Raw genomic sequence first — 18,755 nt, forward strand, 5'->3', positions numbered from 1 at the left:
TGGGTGGCCAAGAACGTTGTCGCCGCGGGTCTGGCCGAGCGGGTCGAGACGCAGGTCGCGTACGCGATCGGCAAGGCCCAGCCGGTGAGCCTGTTCGTGGAGACGTTCGGCACCGAAAACGTGCCGGTCGACCGGATCGAGAAGGCGATCAGCGAGGTGTTCGACCTGCGCCCCGCCGCCATCATCCGCGACCTCGACCTGCTCCGCCCGATCTACCAGCAGACCGCCGCCTACGGCCACTTCGGCCGCGAGCTGCCCGAGCTGACCTGGGAGAACACGGACCGCGCCGCCGACCTCAAGTCCGCCGCCGGAGCGTGAAGGGCGGCAGAATGGCGCGGTGACTTCCCGCAAACCGACGAGCGACCGGCAGCCGGCCACACGGTTGCCGGTCGCTCGCGTTTGCGTCGACGTGCCGTTGGCGCACCTCGACCGGCCGTTCGACTACCTCGTGCCGGCCGCGCTCGACGAGGGCGCCCAGCCGGGCACGCGGGTGAAGGTGCGCTTCTCCGGCCAGCTCGTCGACGGCTGGCTGCTGGAGCGGGTGGAGGAGTCCTCGCTGGACAAGCTCCTCTACGTGGAGAAGCTCGTCTCACCCGAGGTCGTGCTGACGCCGGAGGTGGCGCGGCTGGCCCGGGCCGTCGCCGACCGGTACGCCGGCAACCTCGCCGACGTCCTGCGCCTGGCCGTGCCGCCCCGCCACGCGCGGGTGGAGCAGGCCCCGCCCGCCGACCCGCCGGACATTACGGACATCGCGTTCGAGAGTGGCGGATGGGAGGCCTACGGCGCCGCCGGCTTCCTCACCGCCCTCGGCGAAGGGCGCCCGGCCCGCGCGGTCTGGTCGGCACTGCCCGGCGAAGACTGGCCGGCCCGCTTCGCCGAGGCCGCCGCGGCCACCGTGCGTGCCGGCCGCGGCGCGGTCGCCGTCGTCGCCGACGCCCGCGACCTCGACCGCCTCGACGCCGCGCTCACCGCCGTGCTCGGCCCCGGACGGCACGTCGCGCTCTCCGCCGCGCTCGGGCCGGCCAAGCGCTACCGGGCGTTCCTCGCCGCCAGTCGCGGCCAGGTGCCGGTGGTGGTGGGCACCCGGGCGGCGATGTTCGCGCCGGTGCCCGACCTGGGGCTCGTCGCGCTCTGGGACGACGGCGACGACCTGCACGCCGAGCCGCGCGCGCCCTACCCGCACGCCCGCGAGGTGCTGCTCACCCGCGCCCAGCTCGCCGGCGCGGCGGCGCTGCTCGGCGGGTACGCCCGGACCGGCGAGGCACAGCTCCTGCTCGAGACCGGCTGGGCCAAGGAGATCGTGGCGCCGCGGGAGAACGCGCGGGCCCGTACCCCCTCGATCAGCCCCACCGGCGACGACCCGCACATGGCCCGCGACGGTGCGGCCGCGACGGCGCGTCTGCCCAGCGTGGCCTGGGAGGCCGCCAAGGCCGCGCTCCGGGGCGGCGCGCCGGTGCTGGTGCAGGTGCCCCGGCGCGGCTACCTGCCGTCGATGGCGTGCGCCGACTGCCGCACCCCCGCACGCTGCCCGCACTGCTCCGGCCCGCTGGCCCTCCGCTCCTCGCACGCGGTGCCCGGCTGCCAGTGGTGTGGCCGCGTCGCCGCCGCCTACGCCTGCCCCAGCTGCGGCGGCCGCCGCCTCCGCGCGGCCGTCGTCGGCGCCCGGCGCACCGCCGAGGAGCTGGGCCGCGCGTTCCCCGGCGTGCCGATCCGGACGTCCGGCCGCGACGAGGTGCTGGCCGCCGTGCCCGACGAGGCGGCCGTCGTGGTGGCCACGCCGGGCGCCGAGCCGGTCGCCACCGGCGGGTACGGCGCCGTGCTGCTCCTCGATACGTGGGCGCTGCTCACCCGCGCCGACCTGCGCGCGAGCGAGGAAACCCTCCGCCGCTGGATGAACGCCGCCGCCCTCGCCCGCCCCGCCGGCCGCGTGGTGGTCGCCGCCGACGGCTCACTGCCCACGGTCCAGGCGCTCATCCGCTGGGACTCGCCCTGGTACGCCTCCCGCGAGCTGACCGAACGCCGCGAGCTGGGCTTCCCACCCGCCGCCCGGATGGCCAGCCTCACCGGCACCCCCGAGGCGGTCGCCGACCTCCTCGCCACCGCCCGCCTGCCCGTTGGCGCCGAGCTGCTCGGCCCGGTGCCCGCGCCGCAGGGCCAGGAGCGGATGCTGGTCCGGGTGCGCCGCGCACACCAGGCCGCGCTCGCCAAGGCCCTGCACGAGGCGGCGGGGGTGCGCGCCGCGAAGAAGGCCGCCCAGCCGGTGCGCATCCAGGTAGATCCGCTGGACCTCCTGTAGATCTTTCCGAGTCCAAAGGATTTGAGCTACCGCGATGTCCGTCGTGGTCCGGACCGCTGCTCCCGCGGCCTCACCCGTCCGCCGTTGGTCGCGCTCACCCTTTGCGCCCGGGCGTCGGGTCTCCGGCCGGAGCCTGGGCCCCGGCCGGAGACGGCTGAGCGGCCTTCCCACACCGGCGGTCGCCGCCGCGGGAAAGGTCAGCGCAGGGCGCGGGGGTCCGGGTGGAGGGACTTCGGGAGGCGGACCGTGATGAACTCGTTGTTGTCGGGCTGGCCGGGCGTGCGGCCGGACGACGACGGGTAGTTGTTGTCGTTCAGGACGGCGATGGTCTTCTCGTCCAGGATGATCACGTCTTCGATCGTCGTGAACGGGAAGCGGAACACCGGACCGAAACCGCCCAGGCCCTTCGGGTTGGCGATGTTGAGCAGGTCGACCACCAGCGTCTTGTCGAGCTTGCCGTCGTTGTCGCGGTCGCGGCGGTCGGCCAGGTAGATCTTCTTGACCAGCGCGGCGTCGCCCTGCCCGCCGTCGCGCTCGATGATCAGGAAGCGGTTGGCGTCGACCGTGATCGCGTCGCCGATCGCGTGGGCCGGGGCGTCCAGCTGGTAGGTCCAGCGCTTGCCCGTGTACGCGCCGGCCCGCAGGTCGAACTCGTACATCCGCAGCGCGCCGGCCGGGTCGCCGGTCACCGTCCCCTCCAGCAGCGGGTACAGGTAGCGGCCGTCGGGCGAGATGGCCATGCCCTCGAAGCCCTTGCTGCCGGCCAGGTTGGGCGTGCCGCCGGCCAGGAACGGGTTTTCCGGCGCGAACACGCCGGGCAGCGAGACGGGCGCGGAGAGCAGCCGGCCGGTGCGGTCGAAATGCAGCAGGAACGGGCCGAACTCGTCGCCGATCCAGTACGTGCCGTCGACCGCCCGCGTGATCGACTCCACGTCGAAGTCCGAGCCGGTGAGTACGCGGTCGGCGCGGGTCAGCGGGAAGGGCACCTTGCCGTTCGGGTCGGTCAGGTGGAAGCCGCCGAGCACGTCGATCGCGCCGGTGCGGAAGACCGGGGCGAGCCGCTGCACCCGCAGCGCGTAGTCGGCGCTGTTGGCCTTCGTGCCGAAGCCGTTGTCGGAGAGCACCTCGTACGCGCCCCCGCCGCCCCGCACGATGCCGGAGAAGCCCTGTACCGGCTGGTCCGCGAAGGGCGGCACCACGCCGTTGATGGGCGCGGTGCCGAGCGCCGCGCCGGAGGGATCGCTGGCCGGCACGTACGTCTGCGCCGGCAGCGACGCGAACCCGGTGAGCGTGGGCGTGCGTACGTCGTCATGGTCGTGAGCCGGGGTGGGGGAGCCGAGGAGGCCGAGCGCGAGCGCGGTGGCCCCGGTGGCCGCCGCCGCCCGGATGGCGATCTGTCGCATGAGCGCGGACGCTAGGTGCGCCGGATGAACGCCCGGTTGCGACGCGCCGCACAACCGACTCCGTAGACTGGTATGCCACCTCTTTTTCGCTCGTCGCGTCGCGACAAGCCCGTGCAAGGAGCCCCGCTGTGACCGTCCAGCCCATCCGAGTGTTCGGCGACCCCGTGCTCAGGACGCCCGCCGAGCCGGTCGTCGACTTCGACGCGGAGCTGCGGCGGCTCGTCGCCGACCTGACCGAGACGATGCAGGAGGCGAGCGGGGTGGGGCTGGCCGCGCCGCAGCTCGGCGTGGGGCTGCGGGTGTTCACGTTCGACGTCGACGACGTGCTCGGCCACCTGGTCAACCCGGTGCTCAGCTTCCCGGACGACGAGGAGCAGGAGGGGCAGGAGGGGTGCCTGTCCATCCCCGGCCTCTACTTCGACACCAAGCGCCGGCTCAACGTGGTGGCGCAGGGCTTCAACATGTACGGCGACCCGGTGCGGATCGTCGGCAGCGAGCTGATGGCCCGCTGCGTCCAGCACGAGACCGACCACCTCGACGGCGTGCTCTTCGTCGACCGTCTCGACACCGAGGCGCGCAAGGAGGCGATGAAGGCGATCCGGGCCGCCGAGTGGTACGACGCGGGAGCCCCGCCCACCGTAAAGGTGAGCCCGCACGCCTCCAGCAGCCCATTCGGCCTGGGTCGGTGACGGGTGCGCCTGGTATTCGCCGGCACGCCGGCCGTCACGCTGCCCGCGCTGGACGCGATCGCCGCCTCCGGCCATGACCTCGTCGCCGTGGTGACCCGGCCCGACGCGCCCGCCGGTCGGGGCCGCCGCCTGGTCCGCTCGCCGGCCGGCGCGTGGGCCGACGAGCGGGGCATCGAGGTGCTCACCCCGGCTCGCCCGCGCGAGCCGGAGTTCCAGGCCCGGCTGCGCGACATCGCGCCCGACTGCGTCCCGGTCGTGGCCTACGGCGCGCTGGTGCCGCCGGCCGCCCTGGAGATCCCCAAGCGCGGCTGGATCAACCTGCACTTCTCCCTCCTGCCGGCCTGGCGGGGTGCCGCGCCGGTGCAGCACGCGGTGCTGCACGGCGACACGGTCACCGGCGCGAGCGTCTTCCAGCTGGAGGCGGGCATGGACACCGGGCCGGTGTTCGGCACGCTGACCGAGGAGATCAAGCCCACCGACACCGCCGGCGACCTGCTCGACCGGCTCGCCGTCTCCGGGGCGGGCCTGCTGGTGGCGGTACTCGACGCGATCGAAGCGGGCTCGGCCCGCGCGGAGCCGCAGCCGGCCGACGGGGTCTCGCTCGCCCCCAAGATCACGGTGGAGGACGCGGAGGTGCGCTGGCGCGAGCCGGCCTTCGCGGTCGACCGGCGGGTCCGCGCCTGTACGCCGGCGCCGGGCGCGTGGACCATGTTCCGCGGCGACCGCGTCAAGCTCGGCCCGGTCCGACCGGTGCGGTACGGCCCGGAGCTCCAACCGGGCGACCTCCTCGTCGAAAAGGACCGGGTGCTGGTGGGCACGGCGACCGACCCGGTAGCCCTGGGCGAGGTGCGGCCGGCCGGCAAGAAGGCGATGTCCGCTCTCGACTGGGCCCGCGGCGCCCGCGTCTCGGCGGAGGCGTTCGCGTGAGGGCGGCGGTGCGCCCCGACCTGCCCCGCCGGGCGGCCTACGAGGCGGTGGCCGCCGTGCACCGCGACGGCGCCTACGCCAACCTGGTGCTCCCGGCCATCCTGAGCGACCTGCGCCTGTACGGGCGGGACGCGGCGTTCGCCACTGAGCTCGCCTACGGCACGCTCCGCCACGAAGGCACCATCGACATGATCGTCGCGGCCGCGGCCGGGCGCGAGGTCGCCCGGATCGACCCGCCGGCCCGCGACGCGCTGCGCCTCGGCGCGTACCAACTGCTGCACACCCGCGTGCCCGCGCACGCCGCGGTCTCGGCGACCGTCGACCTGGTGCGGTCGGTCGCGCCGGGCGCCACCGGCTTCACCAACGCGGTGCTCCGCGAGATCGCCACCCAGGATCTCGACGCCTGGATCGGCAAGGTCGCGCCGCCGTACGACGAGGACCCGGTCGCCCACCTCGCCGTCGCCGACGCCCATCCACAGTGGATCGTGCGGGCGTTCGGCGAGGCGCTCGGCGGCGACCTCGACGAGACCACCCGCCTGCTGATTGAAGACAACCAGCGCCCGCCGGTACACCTGTGCGCCCGACCCGGCCGCGCCGACGCGGTCGAGCTCGCCGACGAGGTGGGCGGCGCGCCGGGCGCCTTCTCGCCCTACGCGGTCTACCTGCCCGGCGGCGCCCCCGGCGACCTGCGCGCGGTGGTCGAGGGGCGGGCGCACGTGCAGGACGAGGGCTCCCAGCTCGTCGCCGCCGCGCTCACCAACGCACCGCTCGACGGCCCGGACGCCCGCTGGCTCGACCTGTGCGCCGGCCCGGGCGGCAAGACCGGCCTGCTCGGCTCCCTCGCCACCGAGCGCGGCGCCGAGGTGACCGCCGTCGAGGTCGCCGAACACCGCGCCCGCCTCGTCGAGCAGGCCACCCGCGGCCTCCCCGTGACGGTGCTGCACCAGGACGGTCGCGACCCGCTGCCCGACCCGCCCTACGACCGCGTCCTCGTCGACGCCCCCTGCACCGGGCTCGGCTCGCTACGCCGCCGCCCGGAGTCACGGTGGCGCCGCCAGCCCTCCGACCTGCCCCCGCTTACGCGGCTCCAGCGCGAGCTGCTGCGTGCGGCGTTCACCGCGGTGCGGCCGGGCGGGCTGGTCGCCTACGTGACCTGCTCGCCCCACCTCGTCGAGACCCACGTGACGGTCACCGAGGCGGCCCGGCGCAGCGGCCTGCCGGTCGACCTCGTCGACGCCAGGCCGTTTCTGCCAGCGGGGATGCCGGGGCTCGGCGCGGGCCCGACCGTCCAGCTGTGGCCCCACCGCCACGGCACCGACGCGATGTTCCTCGCCTTGCTGCGGCGCGGCCATTCTTAAATCTGGGCTACCGCGGCGTCCGCGGTGGTCGCGGTCCGTTGCTCCCGCGGCCTCACCCGTCCGCCGCTGGTCGCGGTTACCCCCTTCAAACCGCCCTCTCCGTGCCGGCGGCTATGGCGTTTTGCCCACAATCGCCGGGCCGCTGACTCGGGCTTCGGTCGCGGTTACTTCGGCGCCTCCGGCGGGGCCTCGGGCTCCGGCCCGGCCGTCCCCGGCTTGGTTCACGTTCTTGGGTGGGTGGTTGCGGTGGGAGCCGTGCCGTATGCCGTCGTCCAAGCTGAGCCGAGCAGACCAGCGCCGGGGCCGCCAGCCACCGTCTGATGGTTGCGGGTTCGTGGTTCGTGGCGGCCCCGGCGCTGGTCCGCTCCCCGTTCGGGTGGACGACGGCATACGGCACGGCTCGGGCTTCGCGCGCTGGCTGCGGCTCTGGGGGGTGGCCGGCCTCGGTGGGGGTTGATATTTATGCATCGCCTGGAAGTAGATCTAGAACATTTGTGGTTGCCCCTTCGACCATAAGTGTTCTAGATCCACTTGACGTGTCTCTTGCTGCGACAAGAGAAGCGACAAATGGTCTATAGGTGGCGGTGGAGGTGCCTCGGGGGTGCGCATGGATCGCATGGTTATGCACTGCGTGGCATTTCTGCGAAAGCCGAGGGGGTGCTACTTCAACCCGTCGCGTTCGGAGGTAACGCCGCGTTACCTCGGGCGTGCGGGTGCGTGCGTTTCGCTTCCGTCCGCAGTGGGTGTGGGCGGCGTATCCCTTGATCGATACCAGAACCACCCCGCCGCCAACGGATCGTGGTACACAACTGCCCCCATAAGGGCCGAGAAATACCACGATCTGCTGGCGCGACCTGCCCCCTCGCGCCGATCAAGGAAAAGCGCGTGCCTCGCGCCGGGTGCTTTCCACGACGCAACGCCGACTCCGACTGTCTCCTATGTGGGTGCAGAGCAAAGGGGGTCCGTGGACACCTCACCCCACCCCGGGGCCACCGGCCCGGGGATGGCTGTCGACCTGGACGCACAGACGGGGCAGTTCGACCCGCTAGGGGGTGAGCGCGACCGGCAGCGGACGGGTGAGGCCGCGGGAGCAGCGGTCCGGACCACCGCGGACGTCGCGGTAGCTCAAGAAAAATGTGGGGTCGGGAGGGCCGAAGCCGCCCGACCCCCGAAACCAGGCCTCAGCGGATGCGGAAGTATCCGGGACCGGCGCCCTTGCCGGAGCCACGCAGCTTCTGGTCGCTGATCCACGCGAAGCACTGCACGCCGCGGTCGCCGTCGTTCCACTCTTCCTCGGTGGGGAAGTAGATGATCGTGCCGGTGCGGAACTTGAGGTTGCCGTCGTTGGGGATCTTCGCCCACTTGGCGATCACGCCGCGGCAGCCGTCGTGGGCGCGCTGGGTGTTTTTCTCGAAGTCGGCGTACGTGCTCTCCGGCGCGGCCCAGACCCCGGCGAACTCGGCGCCGTGTGCCTGGCCGCAGGCCACCGCGTTCATCGCGTTGATGTTGTCGCCGCTGAGCACGGCGCGGAAGCAGCCGAAGGCGATCGGCGCGGCGGCCTTGAGCACGTCTTTGAGGTTGCCCGCGCGGCGCTTGATCTCGTTGGAGTCGAGCGACTGGATCTCGGTGACGTCGCAGCGGAACCAGCGGCTGCCACCCTCCCAGGCGGCCTTCGCCGGGTAGTAGATGTAGATGTCGAGGCGGCCGCCCCGCCAGTCGGCACCCACGTACTCGGTGACCTTCTTGTCGCACTCCTCGAAGGTCTTGCGCGCCCCCTCCGACCCGGCGTCGGGCGGCGCGCTCGCGTCCTTGGCCGAGCCGGTGAGCTCGCCGACGAACACCGTCTCGTAGTGGTGCTCGGTGGCGCAGTCGATCGGGTTGTACGCGGTGCGGGAGATGAGCCGCTCGTCGGGGAGCGACAGGTGGCACACGCCCGACTCCGGCACGAAGGATGTCGCCTCGGGCTGTGCCTTCCAGTCGTCGACCAGGTCGCCATCGACACCGGCCGGTTTGCTGCATGCGGCGAGCAGTGTCGCCACGAGTCCGCCCAGAACAGCCACGCTCAAAACGCGCCGCATTTTTTCACCCTCCCCAGGGTTTTGACCGGCGCAGCATACGGTACCGGGCGGGCGCCAGGGCGACTCGGCTCCGTACACTGTCGGAGGTGAGCGCACCATCGCCGGTCGTCGCGCCGAGCATCCTCGCTGCCGACTTCGCCCGCCTCGCCGACGAGGTCCGTGCTGTCGAAAACGCCGCCGACTGGGTCCATGTCGACGTGATGGACAACCATTTCGTGCCCAACCTGACGATCGGCCTGCCGGTGGTGCAGAGCCTGCGTGCGGCGACCGCGCTCCCGTTCGACGTGCACCTGATGATCGAGGATCCGGCGCGCTGGGCGCCCGGCTACGCGGACGCGGGCGCCTACAACGTGACGTTCCACGTCGAGGCGTCGGACAACCCGATCTCGCTGGCGAAGGATCTGCGCGCGGCGGGCGCCAAGGCGGGGCTGGCGATCGACCGCGACACGCCCGTCGAGCCCTATCTGGACCTCTTGCCCCACTTCGACACGCTCCTGATCATGACGATCAAGGCGGGCTTCGGCGGGCAGAAGTTCATCCCGGCGATGCTCGACAAGGTCTCCGCCGCCCGGCGGCACGCTCGCGCCGGCCACCTGGAGCTGCGCATCGAGGTCGACGGCGGGATCGCCGAAGACACGATCGCCGAGGCGGCCGAGGCGGGCGCCGACGCGTTCGTGGCCGGCACCGCCGTCTACAGCGCCGAAGACCCGGCCGAGGCGGTGCGCAAGCTGCGCGGCATAGCCGCCAGGGCGATGACGGAGCCATGACCACCGATCCGGCCGTCGAGCGGCCCGACCTGATCCTGGTCGTCGACGACGACCAGGACATCGCGCGCTTCGTGAGTGTCAACCTCAAGATCCACGGCTTCGAGGTGGTGCTCGCCGGCGACGGTCACGAGGCGCTCGAGCTGGTCGAAAAGCGCCACCCCGACCTGGCCGTGGTCGACCTGATGATGCCCCGCATGGACGGGCTCGAGCTCACCCGCCGCCTCCGGGCCAACCCGATGACCTCCGCGCTGCCTGTGATCATGCTCACGGCCAAGGGGATGACCGTCGACAAGGTGGTCGGCCTGACCGCCGGCGCCGACGACTACCTGGTCAAGCCCTTCGACACGCTGGAGCTGATCGCCCGGGTCCGCTCCACCCTCCGGCGCAACCAGGAGTTTCGCGAGGTCTCGCCGCTCACTGGCCTGCCCGGCAACACCCGCGTGCGGCGCGAGATCCTCGACCGCATGCGCAGCGGCACCGACTACGCGGTCGGCTACGTCGACATCGACCGGTTCAAGAGCGTCAACGACGTGTACGGGTTCGAGCGCGGCGACGAGTTCATCACCGCGCTGGCCCGCAGCATGCACCGCGCGGTGGTCTCGGCGGGCCTGCCACCGGCGTTCCTCGGCCACATCGGCGGCGACGACTTCGTGATCGTCTGCCACCCCGACCAGATCCTGCCGCTCACCCAGCAGGCCGTGGTCGACTTCGAGCAGGCCGCCGACGAGCTCTACGACGCCGAGCACGCCAAGCGCGGCTACGTCCTGGTGCCCGACCGCCGGGGAAACCTGCTCAAGGCCCACCTGGTCACCCTCTCGATCGGCGTGGCCCAGTCCACCGCGACCGGCCGCAAGTACGCCGATCCGCGCGAGGTCATCGCGGTCGCCTCCGAGATGAAGAAGGTCGCCAAAAACCAGCCCGGCTCCTACATCGCCGTCGACCGCCGCAAGGCCGAGAGCCAGTAGCGGTCCCACTGGACCTTTCAGCGTGCGCGACTGTGACGTTGGCCGCGTCCCGTGGTGCGTCCCACCGGCAAAGGTGTAAGACTCGATGGGTAAACCCACCACGCGCTGGCGGGGCTCGGTGAAATTCCGAACCGGCGGTGATCCGGGCGTAACGCCCGGAAAGCCCGCGACCCGGTCGTAGCCAACGGCCGGTGGACCTGGTGTGACTCCAGGGCCGACGGTCAAAGTCCGGATGGGAGTTAGCGCGCGGGACGGAGGCACCCCTGGACGGGGTCGGTTCACCGACGCTGCCGGCCACTGCCGCCCCTCACGCCACCCCCGTCTCCCTGCTTGCGCGACTCGCAGGCATCGGAGAGGGACGCGCATGACGGGCGTTGACGAGGCGATGAGGCGCGCGATCGCGCTGGCCGCCCGCGGGCTCGGCACCACAAGTCCCAACCCTGTCGTCGGCTGCGTCATCCTCGACCGCGAGGGCAAGGTCGTGGGCGAGGGCTTCCACGCGTACGCGGGCGGGCCGCACGCCGAGATCGTCGCGCTGGCACAGGCGGGGGAGCGGGCACGCGGCGGCACCGCGGTCGTCACGCTGGAGCCCTGCGACCACACCGGCCGCACCGGTCCCTGCACGACCGCGCTCATCCGCGCTGGCGTGGCCAAGGTGGTGGTGGCCGTCGCCGATCCCAACCCGCTGGCCGGCGGTGGCGTGCACACGCTCCGCGAGGCCGGCGTCGACGTGGTCACCGGCGTGCGCGAGGGCGAGGCCGAGGCGGGCAACATCGCCTGGCTGACCGCCGTGCGCCGGGGCTGGCCGTACGTGATCTGGAAGTACGCGGCGACGCTCGACGGCCGCTCCGCCGCCATCGACGGCACCAGCATGTGGATCACCTCCGAGGCGGCCCGGATGGACGTGCACAAGCTGCGCGCCACCGTCGACGCGGTCGTCGTGGGGGTCGGCACCGTGCTCGCCGACGATCCCCGGCTCACCGCCCGAAACCTGCGCGACGGCACCCTCAACATCCAGCAGCCGCTGCGCGTGGTCGTGGACTCCGCCGGCCGTACCCCGGAGAAGGCCCGCGTCCGCGATGGCGCCGCGCCCACCTGGGTGGTGACCGCCGCGGAGATGGGGACCGGCCCGGACGGGCGGGTCGACCTGGCCGCGCTGCTCACCGGCCTCTACGCCCGCGGCGTCCGGGCGGTCCTGCTGGAGGGCGGGCCGACGCTGGCCGGCGGCTTCCTGGCCGCGGGCCTCATCGACAAGATCATCGGATACGTGGCGCCGAAGCTTCTCGGCGCCGGATCGCCCGCGCTGGCCGACGCGGGCGTGCACACCATCGCCGAGGCCATCGACCTGGACTACACCGAGATCACCCAGGTCGGACCGGACCTGCGGTTCAGCGCGATTCCGCGCAAGAGGGAGGGCTAAGCATGTTCACGGGGATTGTCGAGGAGCTGGGGGAGCTGGTCCGGCTCGACTGGCACGGCGACGGCGGGGTGGCCGCGCTGCGCGGCCCGCTCGTGGCCGCGGACGCCGCGCCGGGCGACTCGATCGCGGTCAACGGCGTCTGCCTGACGGTGGTGGAGGTCGGCGGCGACGGTTTCACCGTCGACGTGATGAAGGAGACCTTCGACCGCAGCGCGCTCGGCACGCTCGCGCCCGGCGACCCGGTCAACCTCGAACGCGCGGCCACACTCGCCACGCGCCTCGGCGGCCACCTCGTGCAGGGGCACGTCGACGGGGTCGGGCGGATCGTGTCCCGCACGCCCGGAGATCGGTGGGAAGACGTCTCGATCGAACTTCCGCCGGGTCTTTCCCGTTACGTGGTGGAAAAGGGGTCGATCACCGTCGACGGGGTATCGCTGACCGTCGTCACGGTGGACGACTCGACGTTCGCGGTGAGCCTGATACCCACCACACTCGCGCTCACCACTCTCGGGCGTAAAGGCGCCGGAGACCTGGTCAACCTGGAGGTCGACGTGATCGGCAAGTACGTGGAGAAGCTCCTGGCGGTGAAGGCATGAACACCATCGAGGAGGCCGTCGCGGAGTTCGGCGCGGGGCGACCGGTGATCGTGGTCGACGACGAGGACCGGGAGAACGAGGGCGACCTCATCTTCGCGGCCGAGCTGGCCACGCCGGAGCTGATGGCGTTCATGGTGCGCTACACCTCCGGGTATGTCTGCGCGCCGATCACCGAGACGGACGCCGACCGTCTCGATCTGCCCCCGATGTACCACGTCAACCAGGACAAGAGGGGCACCGCGTACACGGTGACGGTCGACGCGCGCGAGGGCGTGAGCACCGGCATCTCGGCCGCCGACCGGGCGCGCACCGTGCGGCTGCTCGCCGATCCCGCCACCGACGCCACGCAGCTCAGCCGACCCGGCCACGTGGTGCCGCTGCGGGCCAAGACCGGTGGCGTGCTCCGCCGCACCGGCCACACCGAAGCCACCGTCGACCTGGCGGTGCTCGCCGGGCTGCGGCCGGCCGGCGTGCTGTGCGAGCTGGTCAACGACGACGGCACGATGATGCGCCTGCCGGACCTGGAGAAGTTCGCGGTGGAACACCGGATCACGATCATCACGATCGCCGACCTGGTCGCCTACCGCCGCCGCACCGAGACCCAGGTGGAACGGGTCGCCGAGGCCCGCCTCCCCACGCCGCACGGGCTCTTCCGGGCGGTCGGCTACCGGGCCGAGCTCGACCCGGAGGCCGAGCACGTGGCGCTGGTGTACGGCGAGATCGGCGACGGCGAAGACGTGCTGGTGCGGGCGCACTCCGAGTGCCTCACCGGCGACGTGTTCGGCTCGCTCCGCTGCGACTGCGGCCCCCAGCTGGAGGCCGCCCTCGCCCGGGTCGCCGCCGAAGGGCGCGGCGTGGTGCTCTACATGCGCGGGCACGAGGGTCGGGGCATCGGGCTGCTGCACAAGCTCCAGGCGTACGAGCTCCAGGACCTCGGCCGGGACACGGTGGACGCCAACCTGGAGCTGGGCCTGCCGGCCGACGCGCGCGACTACGGCACCGGCGCACAGATCCTGTACGACCTGGGCGTGCGCTCGATGCGCCTGCTCACCAACAACCCGGCCAAGCGCGCCGGGCTGTCCGGCCACGGGCTGCGCATCGTGGGCCGGGAGTCACTGCCCATCCGGCCGCACCCGGAAAACGTGCGCTACCTGCGTACGAAGCGCGACCGCATGGGTCACATCCTCGATGGCCTGGGAGACGTGGTGGAGGGTTCGGCGTGAGCCTGGTCGGTTTCGGTTTCGTCGGAAGGGCCGCCTGATGGCTGGTTTCGGAGAGCCGGGTGTGTCCACGGTGGACGCACACGGCCTGACGGTGGGGATCGTCGCGGCCCGGTGGCACGGTGACCTGACCGACCACATGCTGGCCCGCGCGATCGAGGCCGCCAAGGCCTGCGGTGTGGCCGACATCGTGGTGGCCCGGGTGGCCGGCTCGGTCGAGCTGCCGGTGGTGGCGCAGGCGCTGGCCCGCCGAAGCGACGTGGTGGTCGCGCTCGGCGTGGTCGTGCGCGGCGCCACCGCCCACTTCGACTACGTGTGCGACTCGGTCACCGAGGGCTTGACGCGGGTCGCGCTCGACGAGTCGACGCCGGTCGCGCACGGCGTCCTCACGGTCAACACGATCGAGCAGGCCCGCGACAGGGCCGGCCTGCCCGGCTCGGCCGAAGACAAGGGCTGGTCCGCCACGGTGGCCGCCCTCGACGCGGCGCTGGCGATCCGCGCGCTGTCGGCTTAGTGACGCTGCGTTCCCACAGCATCCCCACACGGGATGCTGTGGGGCGTGCCGAAGTTCGGACGGCTTACAGGCGGCCCGCCTCGATGATGCGGCTCAGGAACTGGCGCGTCCGGGCCTGCTCCGGCTCGGCGAACACCTTCTCCGGCGGCCCCTGCTCCAGCACCCGCCCACCGTCCAGAAAGCACACCCGGTCCGCCACCGACCGCGCGAACCCCATCTCGTGGGTCGCCAGCACCATCGTCATCCCGTCGCCCTTGAGGTCGCGGATCATGGAGAGCACCTCGCCGACCAGTTCCGGGTCCAAGGCCGACGTCACCTCGTCCAGCAACAGCAGCCGGGGCGAGTTGACGAGTGCGCGCACGATCGCGACCCGCTGCTGCTGGCCGCCCGAGAGCCGGTCCGGGTAGGCGCCCGCCTTCTCCGCCAGCCCGACCCGCCCCAGCCACTCGAGGGCGCGCTCCCGAGCCGCGGCCGGCGACACGCCGTGGACCCGCACGGGAGCGAGGACCACGTTCTCCAGGACCGTCATGTGCGGAAACAGGTTGTACGCCTGGAACACGATCCCGATCCGCTGGCGCACCTTGTCCGGGTTGACCCGCGGGTCGGTGATGTGTTGGCCGTCGAGGTGGATGGTGCCGTCGTCGAGCTCCTCCAGCAGGTTGACGCAGCGCAGCAGCGTCGACTTGCCGGAGCCGGACGCCCCGATCAGCGCCACCACCTCGTGCTCGGCCACGTCGAAGTCGAGCCCCTCCAACACCACGGTGCCGCCGAAGACCTTGCGCAGGCCGCGACACGACAGGACGTTCATGACTGCCTCCTCGCGGCCCGCAGCGTCACCCAGTCGGTGACCGCGATCAGCGGCGCGGCCAGCAGCACGAAGAGCACGCCCGCGACGATGTACGGCGTGTAGTTGAAGGTCTCGGCGGTGTGGATCTGCGCGGCCCGTACCGCGTCGATGGGACCGGCCAGCGACACAAGCCCCACGTCCTTCTGGAGCGCGACGGTGTCGTTGAGCAGCGGTGGCGCCACCCGTCGCACGGCCTGGGGCAGCACCACGAAGCGCATCGTCTGCCGGTAGGTGAGTCCCAGCGACCGCGCCGCAGCGAGCTGGCTCGGATGCACCGACTCGATGCCGGCGCGGAACACCTCCGCGAGATAGCCCGAGTAGGTCACGACCAACGCGATCCCGCCCAACACCAGCGTGCTCGGCATGCCCTGGAGGCGCAGGCCGGGCACGCCGAGCGTGAGCACGTAGATCACGATGATGAGCGGCAGACCGCGGAACGTGTAGGTGTATCCGGTGGCCAGCAGGCGCACCGGGAAGAAGACCGGCCCGCGGAGGGTGCGCAGCAGCGCGATGACCAGCCCGAGTGTGAGCGCGCCGATCGCGCAGAAGAAGAGCAGCCGGACGTTGAGCCACAGCCCGCGCAGCACGTCGGGGAGCGAGTCGCGGGCGACGGTCGGGTCGAGGAACGACTCGCGCACCCGATCCCACCCCGGCGCCCCGGTCACCGCGACCACCAGCAGGACACCGAGGACCAACGTGGACGCCGCCGCGATCAACACGGAGAGAAGGGTCTGTCGCCGCCGGTACGCGATGCGGTCGAGCTGAGCGGGGCTGAGCGTCACTCTGCCTCCGGGTTCGCTCGCTCGCGCGGCGCTGAAGGCGACGTCTTCCTCCGCCGCCCCGAATTCCCGACTTCGTCGGCGGGGCGGCTCCGTCCAGACGCCGCCGCGCCAGCTCGCTCGCTCACGTGAGCTCGCGCGCCCCGGCCACCTGGGCGAGCCACTGCTGTTCGAGCCGCTGAAGCTCGCCGGAGGAACGCAGCTGGTCGACCACCTGCGTCACGCACCCGGTCAGCGCCGAGCCCTTGTCGAGCACCAGCCCGAACTGCTCCGGCACGCCCACCTGCGGCAGCTGCCCCACGATCACGCCGTTTTCCAGCTCGGCCGCGGTCATGAAGAACGCGGTCGGCAGGTCGACCACGAGCCCGTCGATCTGCCCGTTCTGGAGGGCCTTCTTGGCGTCCTCGTTGGTGTTGTACACCTGCGGCTGCCCGCTCGGCTTGATCACGTCGGTGATCGCCTGGTAGCTGGTCGTCCCGACCTGGGCGCCGAGCTTCGCGTCACGCAACCCCGCGACGGAGGAGACGGATGCGATCTTGGAGGACTTGAGCGCGATCACGGTCTGCCGCACCAGGTAGTACGGGCCGGAGAAATCCACCGCCTTCTTGCGGTCGTCCGTGATCGAGAACTGGTTGATGTCGAAGTCGAAGTCCTTCGGCCCCGGCGCGACCGCCGTGTTGAACGGCACCCGCACCCAGGTCACGTCGCCCTGCGCGTAGCCCAGCCGGTCGGCCACCGCGTACGCGACCGCCGACTCGAAACCCTGCCCGTTTTCCGGCTTGTTGTCCTTGAACCACGGCTCGTACGCCGGGTTGTCCGTGCCGATCGTCAGCTTGCCCGGCGTCTTGGTGGTCAGCTGAGCCTTCGAACAGGTGGTCAGCCCCGTGGCGGCGGGCGGGGCGGGGGTGTCGTCGTCAGCGGGTGCGCAGGCCACGAGCCCCAGCACCAGGAAAATAGACAGTCGGCGGACCATGTGCGCCAGCATAAGCGGGGCTTGTAAACCTGATAATGACCTGGGGCGTCGTAGCACCGTGGCAACAACCGGGAGCGTGGTCGCCGTGACCCCGACGGCCGACGGGTGGGCCGCCGACGAGGCGGTAACGCACCTCTTCACGGCCCATTACCGGCCGCTGGTGCGCCTCGCCACGCTCCTGCTGCACGACAACGGGCGGGCCGAGGAGATCGTCCAGGACGCGTACGTGGCGCTGCACGGCCACTGGCGGCGCCTGCGTGACGCGGACAAGGCGCTCGCGTACCTGCGGGCCACCGTCGTCAACCGCTCCCGGTCGGCGCTGCGGCACCGCAAGGTCGTCGATCGCCACCTGGCGTTCGCCAGGCCCGCCCCCGACGCACCCAGCGCGGAGGCGGGCGCGCTCGACGCGCTGCGCCACGACTCGGTGGTGGCCGCGCTGCGCGCGCTGCCCACCCGGCAGCGGGAGGCGCTGGTGCTCCGCTACTACCTCGACCTGTCCGAAGCCGACATCGCCGCCACGATGGGGTGCAGCCGGGGCGCCGTGAAGAGCCACACGTCGCGGGGCATGGCCGCCCTGCGGGAGACGCTGGAGCGCACGTCATGAGGGACCGACACGAAGAGGTACTCCGCCGGGTCATGGAGGCCGAGGCGGCGAAGGTGGAGGTGAGCCCGGACGCCCTCACCACCATCCGCGCGCGGACCGTGCGCCGCGCGCGGTGGCTGCCGTTCGGGGCGATCGCGTTCACCGCCGCCACCGCGACCGCCGCGACGCTCGTCGTGGTCGCCCTCGCCGCGCGCCCGACGCCCCACGACGCGGCGCCCGACCCGGGCGCGGTCACCGCCCCGGCGACGACCCAACCCCCCGCGACCTCCGCGCCACCCACCTCGGCACCCGCGGTGCCACCACCGTCGAAGTCCAGCCCATCCTCTGGTACAAGCACCGAGTCCTTGGCCATCTACTACGTCGCCGACGACGGCGGAAAGCCACGCCTGTACCGGGAGTTCCACCGCCTGCCGGCGGACGGCTCGCCAGCGGGGAAGGTGCGGGCGGCCGTGACCGGGATGCTCGCCCAGGAGAGCGCCGAAGACCCCGACTACACGAGCGCCTGGCCCGCCGGCACCGACGTCTCGGACGCCTCCGTAGCCGGCGGGGTGGTGACCGTGCACCTCTCCGCCGCGCCGCCGGACGACCTGGCCGGTCAGCAGTTGGTGTGGACGGTGGCGGCCGCGGTCGGCGGCGATCCCCAGGTGCGCGTGCTGGTCGGCGGCCGGGAGGTGGCGAGCCTGCGCAAGAAGCCGGCGCTCGACACGCTCGGCGCGCTGTGGCTGATCGAGCCGCAGCAGGGCGCGACGGTGGCCAAGACGTTCGAGGTGCACGCGGCCGGCGCGGTCTTCGAGGCGACCGCGCAGCTGACCGTGCGCCAGGGCCGCACCGTCGTCACCGAGAAGACGATCACGCTCTCCGCCGGCGCGCCGGCCCGAGGTGAGGCGAGGATCACGCTCACGCTCGCGCCGGGCACCTATGTGCTGGAGCTGTACGCCCACTCGGCCGAAGACGGCAGCGTCCAGCATCTGGACGACCACACGGTCACGGTGCGCTGACCGGTGGGGATGACAGAATCACTGCTCGTGAAGACCTTCGAGGAGCTGTTCGCCGAGCTGTCCGCCAAGGCGGCCGCCCGTACCCCCGGGTCGGGCACCGTCGCGGCGCTGGAGCGCGGCGTCCACGCCATCGGCAAGAAGGTCGTCGAAGAGGCGGCCGAGGCCTGGATGGCGGCCGAGCACGAGGGGCCCGAGCGGGCGGCGGAGGAGATCTCCCAGCTGCTCTACCAGACCCAGGTGCTGATGCTCGCCACCGGACTGGAGCTCAAGGACGTATACCGACATCTGTGACCGTGCCCTCCCTCGTCCGTTTCCGTTCTT

The 18,755-nt window shown here is 72.3% G+C and carries 19 protein-coding genes and 1 riboswitch; of the genes, 14 read left to right on the forward strand and 5 right to left on the reverse strand.

The genetic code is table 11. The features are described 5' to 3' along the window. Both ACTMTJ_RS44375 and ACTMTJ_RS44380 read left to right on the forward strand, forming a co-directional pair. Positions 1–318 (forward strand): methionine adenosyltransferase domain-containing protein (locus ACTMTJ_RS44375; protein WP_441225021.1); only part of this gene is annotated, 318 nt, incomplete at its 5' end. Positions 319–382: 64 nt separating this feature from the next. Then, positions 383–2,296 (forward strand): primosomal protein N', encoded by a 1,914-nt coding sequence (locus ACTMTJ_RS44380; protein WP_441225069.1) that lies wholly within the window; start codon positions 383–385, stop codon positions 2,294–2,296. Positions 2,297–2,493: 197 nt separating this feature from the next. Here ACTMTJ_RS44380 and ACTMTJ_RS44385 read toward each other — a convergent pair whose 3' ends face one another. Continuing rightward, positions 2,494–3,699: an esterase-like activity of phytase family protein gene (locus tag ACTMTJ_RS44385; RefSeq protein WP_441225022.1), complete on the reverse strand. Its 1,206-nt coding sequence runs from the start codon at positions 3,697–3,699 to the stop codon at positions 2,494–2,496. A gap of 128 nt (positions 3,700–3,827) precedes the next feature. Here ACTMTJ_RS44385 and def point away from each other — a divergent pair, with 128 nt between their 5' ends. From def to ACTMTJ_RS44400, 3 genes are read left to right on the forward strand one after another with little or no spacing between them, the layout of a single operon-like run. Further along, positions 3,828–4,388, forward strand: coding sequence for a peptide deformylase (def, locus tag ACTMTJ_RS44390; protein WP_441225024.1), 561 nt, complete (start codon positions 3,828–3,830; stop codon positions 4,386–4,388). 3 nt (positions 4,389–4,391) lie between these two features. After that, the gene (gene fmt, locus ACTMTJ_RS44395; protein WP_441225026.1) at positions 4,392–5,315 is read left to right on the forward strand and encodes a methionyl-tRNA formyltransferase; all 924 of its coding nucleotides are present in this window, start codon (positions 4,392–4,394) and stop codon (positions 5,313–5,315) included. Next, a complete protein-coding gene (locus ACTMTJ_RS44400) occupies positions 5,273–6,673 on the forward strand; it encodes an RsmB/NOP family class I SAM-dependent RNA methyltransferase (protein ID WP_441225071.1) in 1,401 nt (466 codons plus the stop codon). The genes fmt and ACTMTJ_RS44400 overlap by 43 nt, the downstream gene beginning before the upstream one ends. A 1,181-nt stretch (positions 6,674–7,854) precedes the next feature. Here the strand turns inward: ACTMTJ_RS44400 and ACTMTJ_RS44405 are convergent. Continuing rightward, a complete protein-coding gene (locus tag ACTMTJ_RS44405; protein WP_441225028.1) occupies positions 7,855–8,751 on the reverse strand; it encodes a septum formation family protein in 897 nt (298 codons plus the stop codon). 86 nt (positions 8,752–8,837) lie between these two features. On the opposite strand from ACTMTJ_RS44405, the gene rpe reads away from it, so the two are divergent. The 6 genes from rpe (at position 8,838) to ribH (ending at position 14,233) form a co-directional block, all read left to right on the forward strand. Further along, positions 8,838–9,518: a ribulose-phosphate 3-epimerase gene (gene rpe, locus ACTMTJ_RS44410; RefSeq protein WP_441225030.1), complete on the forward strand. Its 681-nt coding sequence runs from the start codon at positions 8,838–8,840 to the stop codon at positions 9,516–9,518. Next, complete coding sequence (locus tag ACTMTJ_RS44415; protein ID WP_441225032.1) at positions 9,515–10,483, forward strand: GGDEF domain-containing response regulator; 969 nt, start codon at positions 9,515–9,517, stop codon at positions 10,481–10,483. The genes rpe and ACTMTJ_RS44415 overlap by 4 nt, the downstream gene beginning before the upstream one ends. Before the next feature lie 100 nt (positions 10,484–10,583). After that, positions 10,584–10,731, forward strand: a riboswitch (FMN riboswitch). Between the two features lie 116 nt (positions 10,732–10,847). After that, positions 10,848–11,903 carry a bifunctional diaminohydroxyphosphoribosylaminopyrimidine deaminase/5-amino-6-(5-phosphoribosylamino)uracil reductase RibD gene (ribD, locus tag ACTMTJ_RS44420; RefSeq protein ID WP_441225033.1) on the forward strand — a complete coding sequence of 352 codons (1,056 nt, stop codon included), beginning with the start codon at positions 10,848–10,850 and terminating at the stop codon, positions 11,901–11,903. Between the two features lie 2 nt (positions 11,904–11,905). Beyond that, on the forward strand, positions 11,906–12,499 hold the full coding sequence (locus ACTMTJ_RS44425; protein WP_441225035.1) for a riboflavin synthase: 594 nt from the start codon (positions 11,906–11,908) through the stop codon (positions 12,497–12,499). Continuing rightward, positions 12,496–13,722, forward strand: a complete 1,227-nt coding sequence (locus tag ACTMTJ_RS44430) for a bifunctional 3,4-dihydroxy-2-butanone-4-phosphate synthase/GTP cyclohydrolase II (RefSeq protein WP_441225037.1) — start codon at positions 12,496–12,498, stop codon at positions 13,720–13,722. Before ACTMTJ_RS44425 ends, ACTMTJ_RS44430 begins: the two co-directional genes overlap by 4 nt. Positions 13,723–13,759: 37 nt before the next feature. Beyond that, positions 13,760–14,233, forward strand: coding sequence for a 6,7-dimethyl-8-ribityllumazine synthase (ribH, locus tag ACTMTJ_RS44435; RefSeq protein WP_441225039.1), 474 nt, complete (start codon positions 13,760–13,762; stop codon positions 14,231–14,233). A gap of 64 nt (positions 14,234–14,297) precedes the next feature. On the opposite strand, the gene ACTMTJ_RS44440 is transcribed toward ribH, so the two are convergent. From ACTMTJ_RS44440 to ACTMTJ_RS44450, 3 genes are all read right to left on the reverse strand, one after another. Then, the gene (locus ACTMTJ_RS44440; protein ID WP_441225041.1) at positions 14,298–15,041 is read right to left on the reverse strand and encodes an amino acid ABC transporter ATP-binding protein; all 744 of its coding nucleotides are present in this window, start codon (positions 15,039–15,041) and stop codon (positions 14,298–14,300) included. Then, positions 15,038–15,862 (reverse strand): amino acid ABC transporter permease, encoded by an 825-nt coding sequence (locus tag ACTMTJ_RS44445; RefSeq protein ID WP_441225042.1) that lies wholly within the window; start codon positions 15,860–15,862, stop codon positions 15,038–15,040. The genes ACTMTJ_RS44440 and ACTMTJ_RS44445 overlap by 4 nt, the downstream gene beginning before the upstream one ends. 121 nt (positions 15,863–15,983) lie before the next feature. Further along, the gene (locus tag ACTMTJ_RS44450; RefSeq protein WP_441225044.1) at positions 15,984–16,832 is read right to left on the reverse strand and encodes an ABC transporter substrate-binding protein; all 849 of its coding nucleotides are present in this window, start codon (positions 16,830–16,832) and stop codon (positions 15,984–15,986) included. A gap of 85 nt (positions 16,833–16,917) precedes the next feature. On the opposite strand from ACTMTJ_RS44450, the gene ACTMTJ_RS44455 reads away from it, so the two are divergent. The 3 genes from ACTMTJ_RS44455 to ACTMTJ_RS44465 are packed head-to-tail and all read left to right on the forward strand — an operon-like array spanning position 16,918 to position 18,725. Then, complete coding sequence (locus ACTMTJ_RS44455) at positions 16,918–17,436, forward strand: SigE family RNA polymerase sigma factor (protein ID WP_441225046.1); 519 nt, start codon at positions 16,918–16,920, stop codon at positions 17,434–17,436. Beyond that, positions 17,433–18,434 (forward strand): Gmad2 immunoglobulin-like domain-containing protein, encoded by a 1,002-nt coding sequence (locus ACTMTJ_RS44460; protein ID WP_441225048.1) that lies wholly within the window; start codon positions 17,433–17,435, stop codon positions 18,432–18,434. The genes ACTMTJ_RS44455 and ACTMTJ_RS44460 overlap by 4 nt, the downstream gene beginning before the upstream one ends. A 27-nt stretch (positions 18,435–18,461) precedes the next feature. Further along, entirely contained in the window at positions 18,462–18,725 is a 264-nt protein-coding gene (locus tag ACTMTJ_RS44465; protein ID WP_441225050.1) for a phosphoribosyl-ATP diphosphatase, read from the forward strand. Positions 18,726–18,755: the final 30 nt, after the last annotated feature.

This window comes from Phytohabitans sp. LJ34 (assembly GCF_052068095.1).
Classification (GTDB): Bacteria; Actinomycetota; Actinomycetes; order Mycobacteriales; family Micromonosporaceae; genus Phytohabitans.

What these genes read in the sequence shown, in the direction of transcription:
- ACTMTJ_RS44385 (WP_441225022.1), bottom strand. Translation starts at nt 3,699, where the DNA reads ATGCGACAGATCGCCATCCGGGCGGCGGCGGCCACCGGGGCCACCGCG.
- ACTMTJ_RS44405 (WP_441225028.1), bottom strand. Translation starts at nt 8,751, where the DNA reads ATGCGGCGCGTTTTGAGCGTGGCTGTTCTGGGCGGACTCGTGGCGACA.
- ACTMTJ_RS44415 (WP_441225032.1), top strand. Translation starts at nt 9,515, where the DNA reads ATGACCACCGATCCGGCCGTCGAGCGGCCCGACCTGATCCTGGTCGTC.
- ribD (WP_441225033.1), top strand. Translation starts at nt 10,848, where the DNA reads ATGACGGGCGTTGACGAGGCGATGAGGCGCGCGATCGCGCTGGCCGCC.
- ACTMTJ_RS44425 (WP_441225035.1), top strand. Translation starts at nt 11,906, where the DNA reads ATGTTCACGGGGATTGTCGAGGAGCTGGGGGAGCTGGTCCGGCTCGAC.
- ACTMTJ_RS44430 (WP_441225037.1), top strand. Translation starts at nt 12,496, where the DNA reads ATGAACACCATCGAGGAGGCCGTCGCGGAGTTCGGCGCGGGGCGACCG.
- ribH (WP_441225039.1), top strand. Translation starts at nt 13,760, where the DNA reads ATGGCTGGTTTCGGAGAGCCGGGTGTGTCCACGGTGGACGCACACGGC.
- ACTMTJ_RS44440 (WP_441225041.1), bottom strand. Translation starts at nt 15,041, where the DNA reads ATGAACGTCCTGTCGTGTCGCGGCCTGCGCAAGGTCTTCGGCGGCACC.
- ACTMTJ_RS44450 (WP_441225044.1), bottom strand. Translation starts at nt 16,832, where the DNA reads ATGGTCCGCCGACTGTCTATTTTCCTGGTGCTGGGGCTCGTGGCCTGC.
- ACTMTJ_RS44460 (WP_441225048.1), top strand. Translation starts at nt 17,433, where the DNA reads ATGAGGGACCGACACGAAGAGGTACTCCGCCGGGTCATGGAGGCCGAG.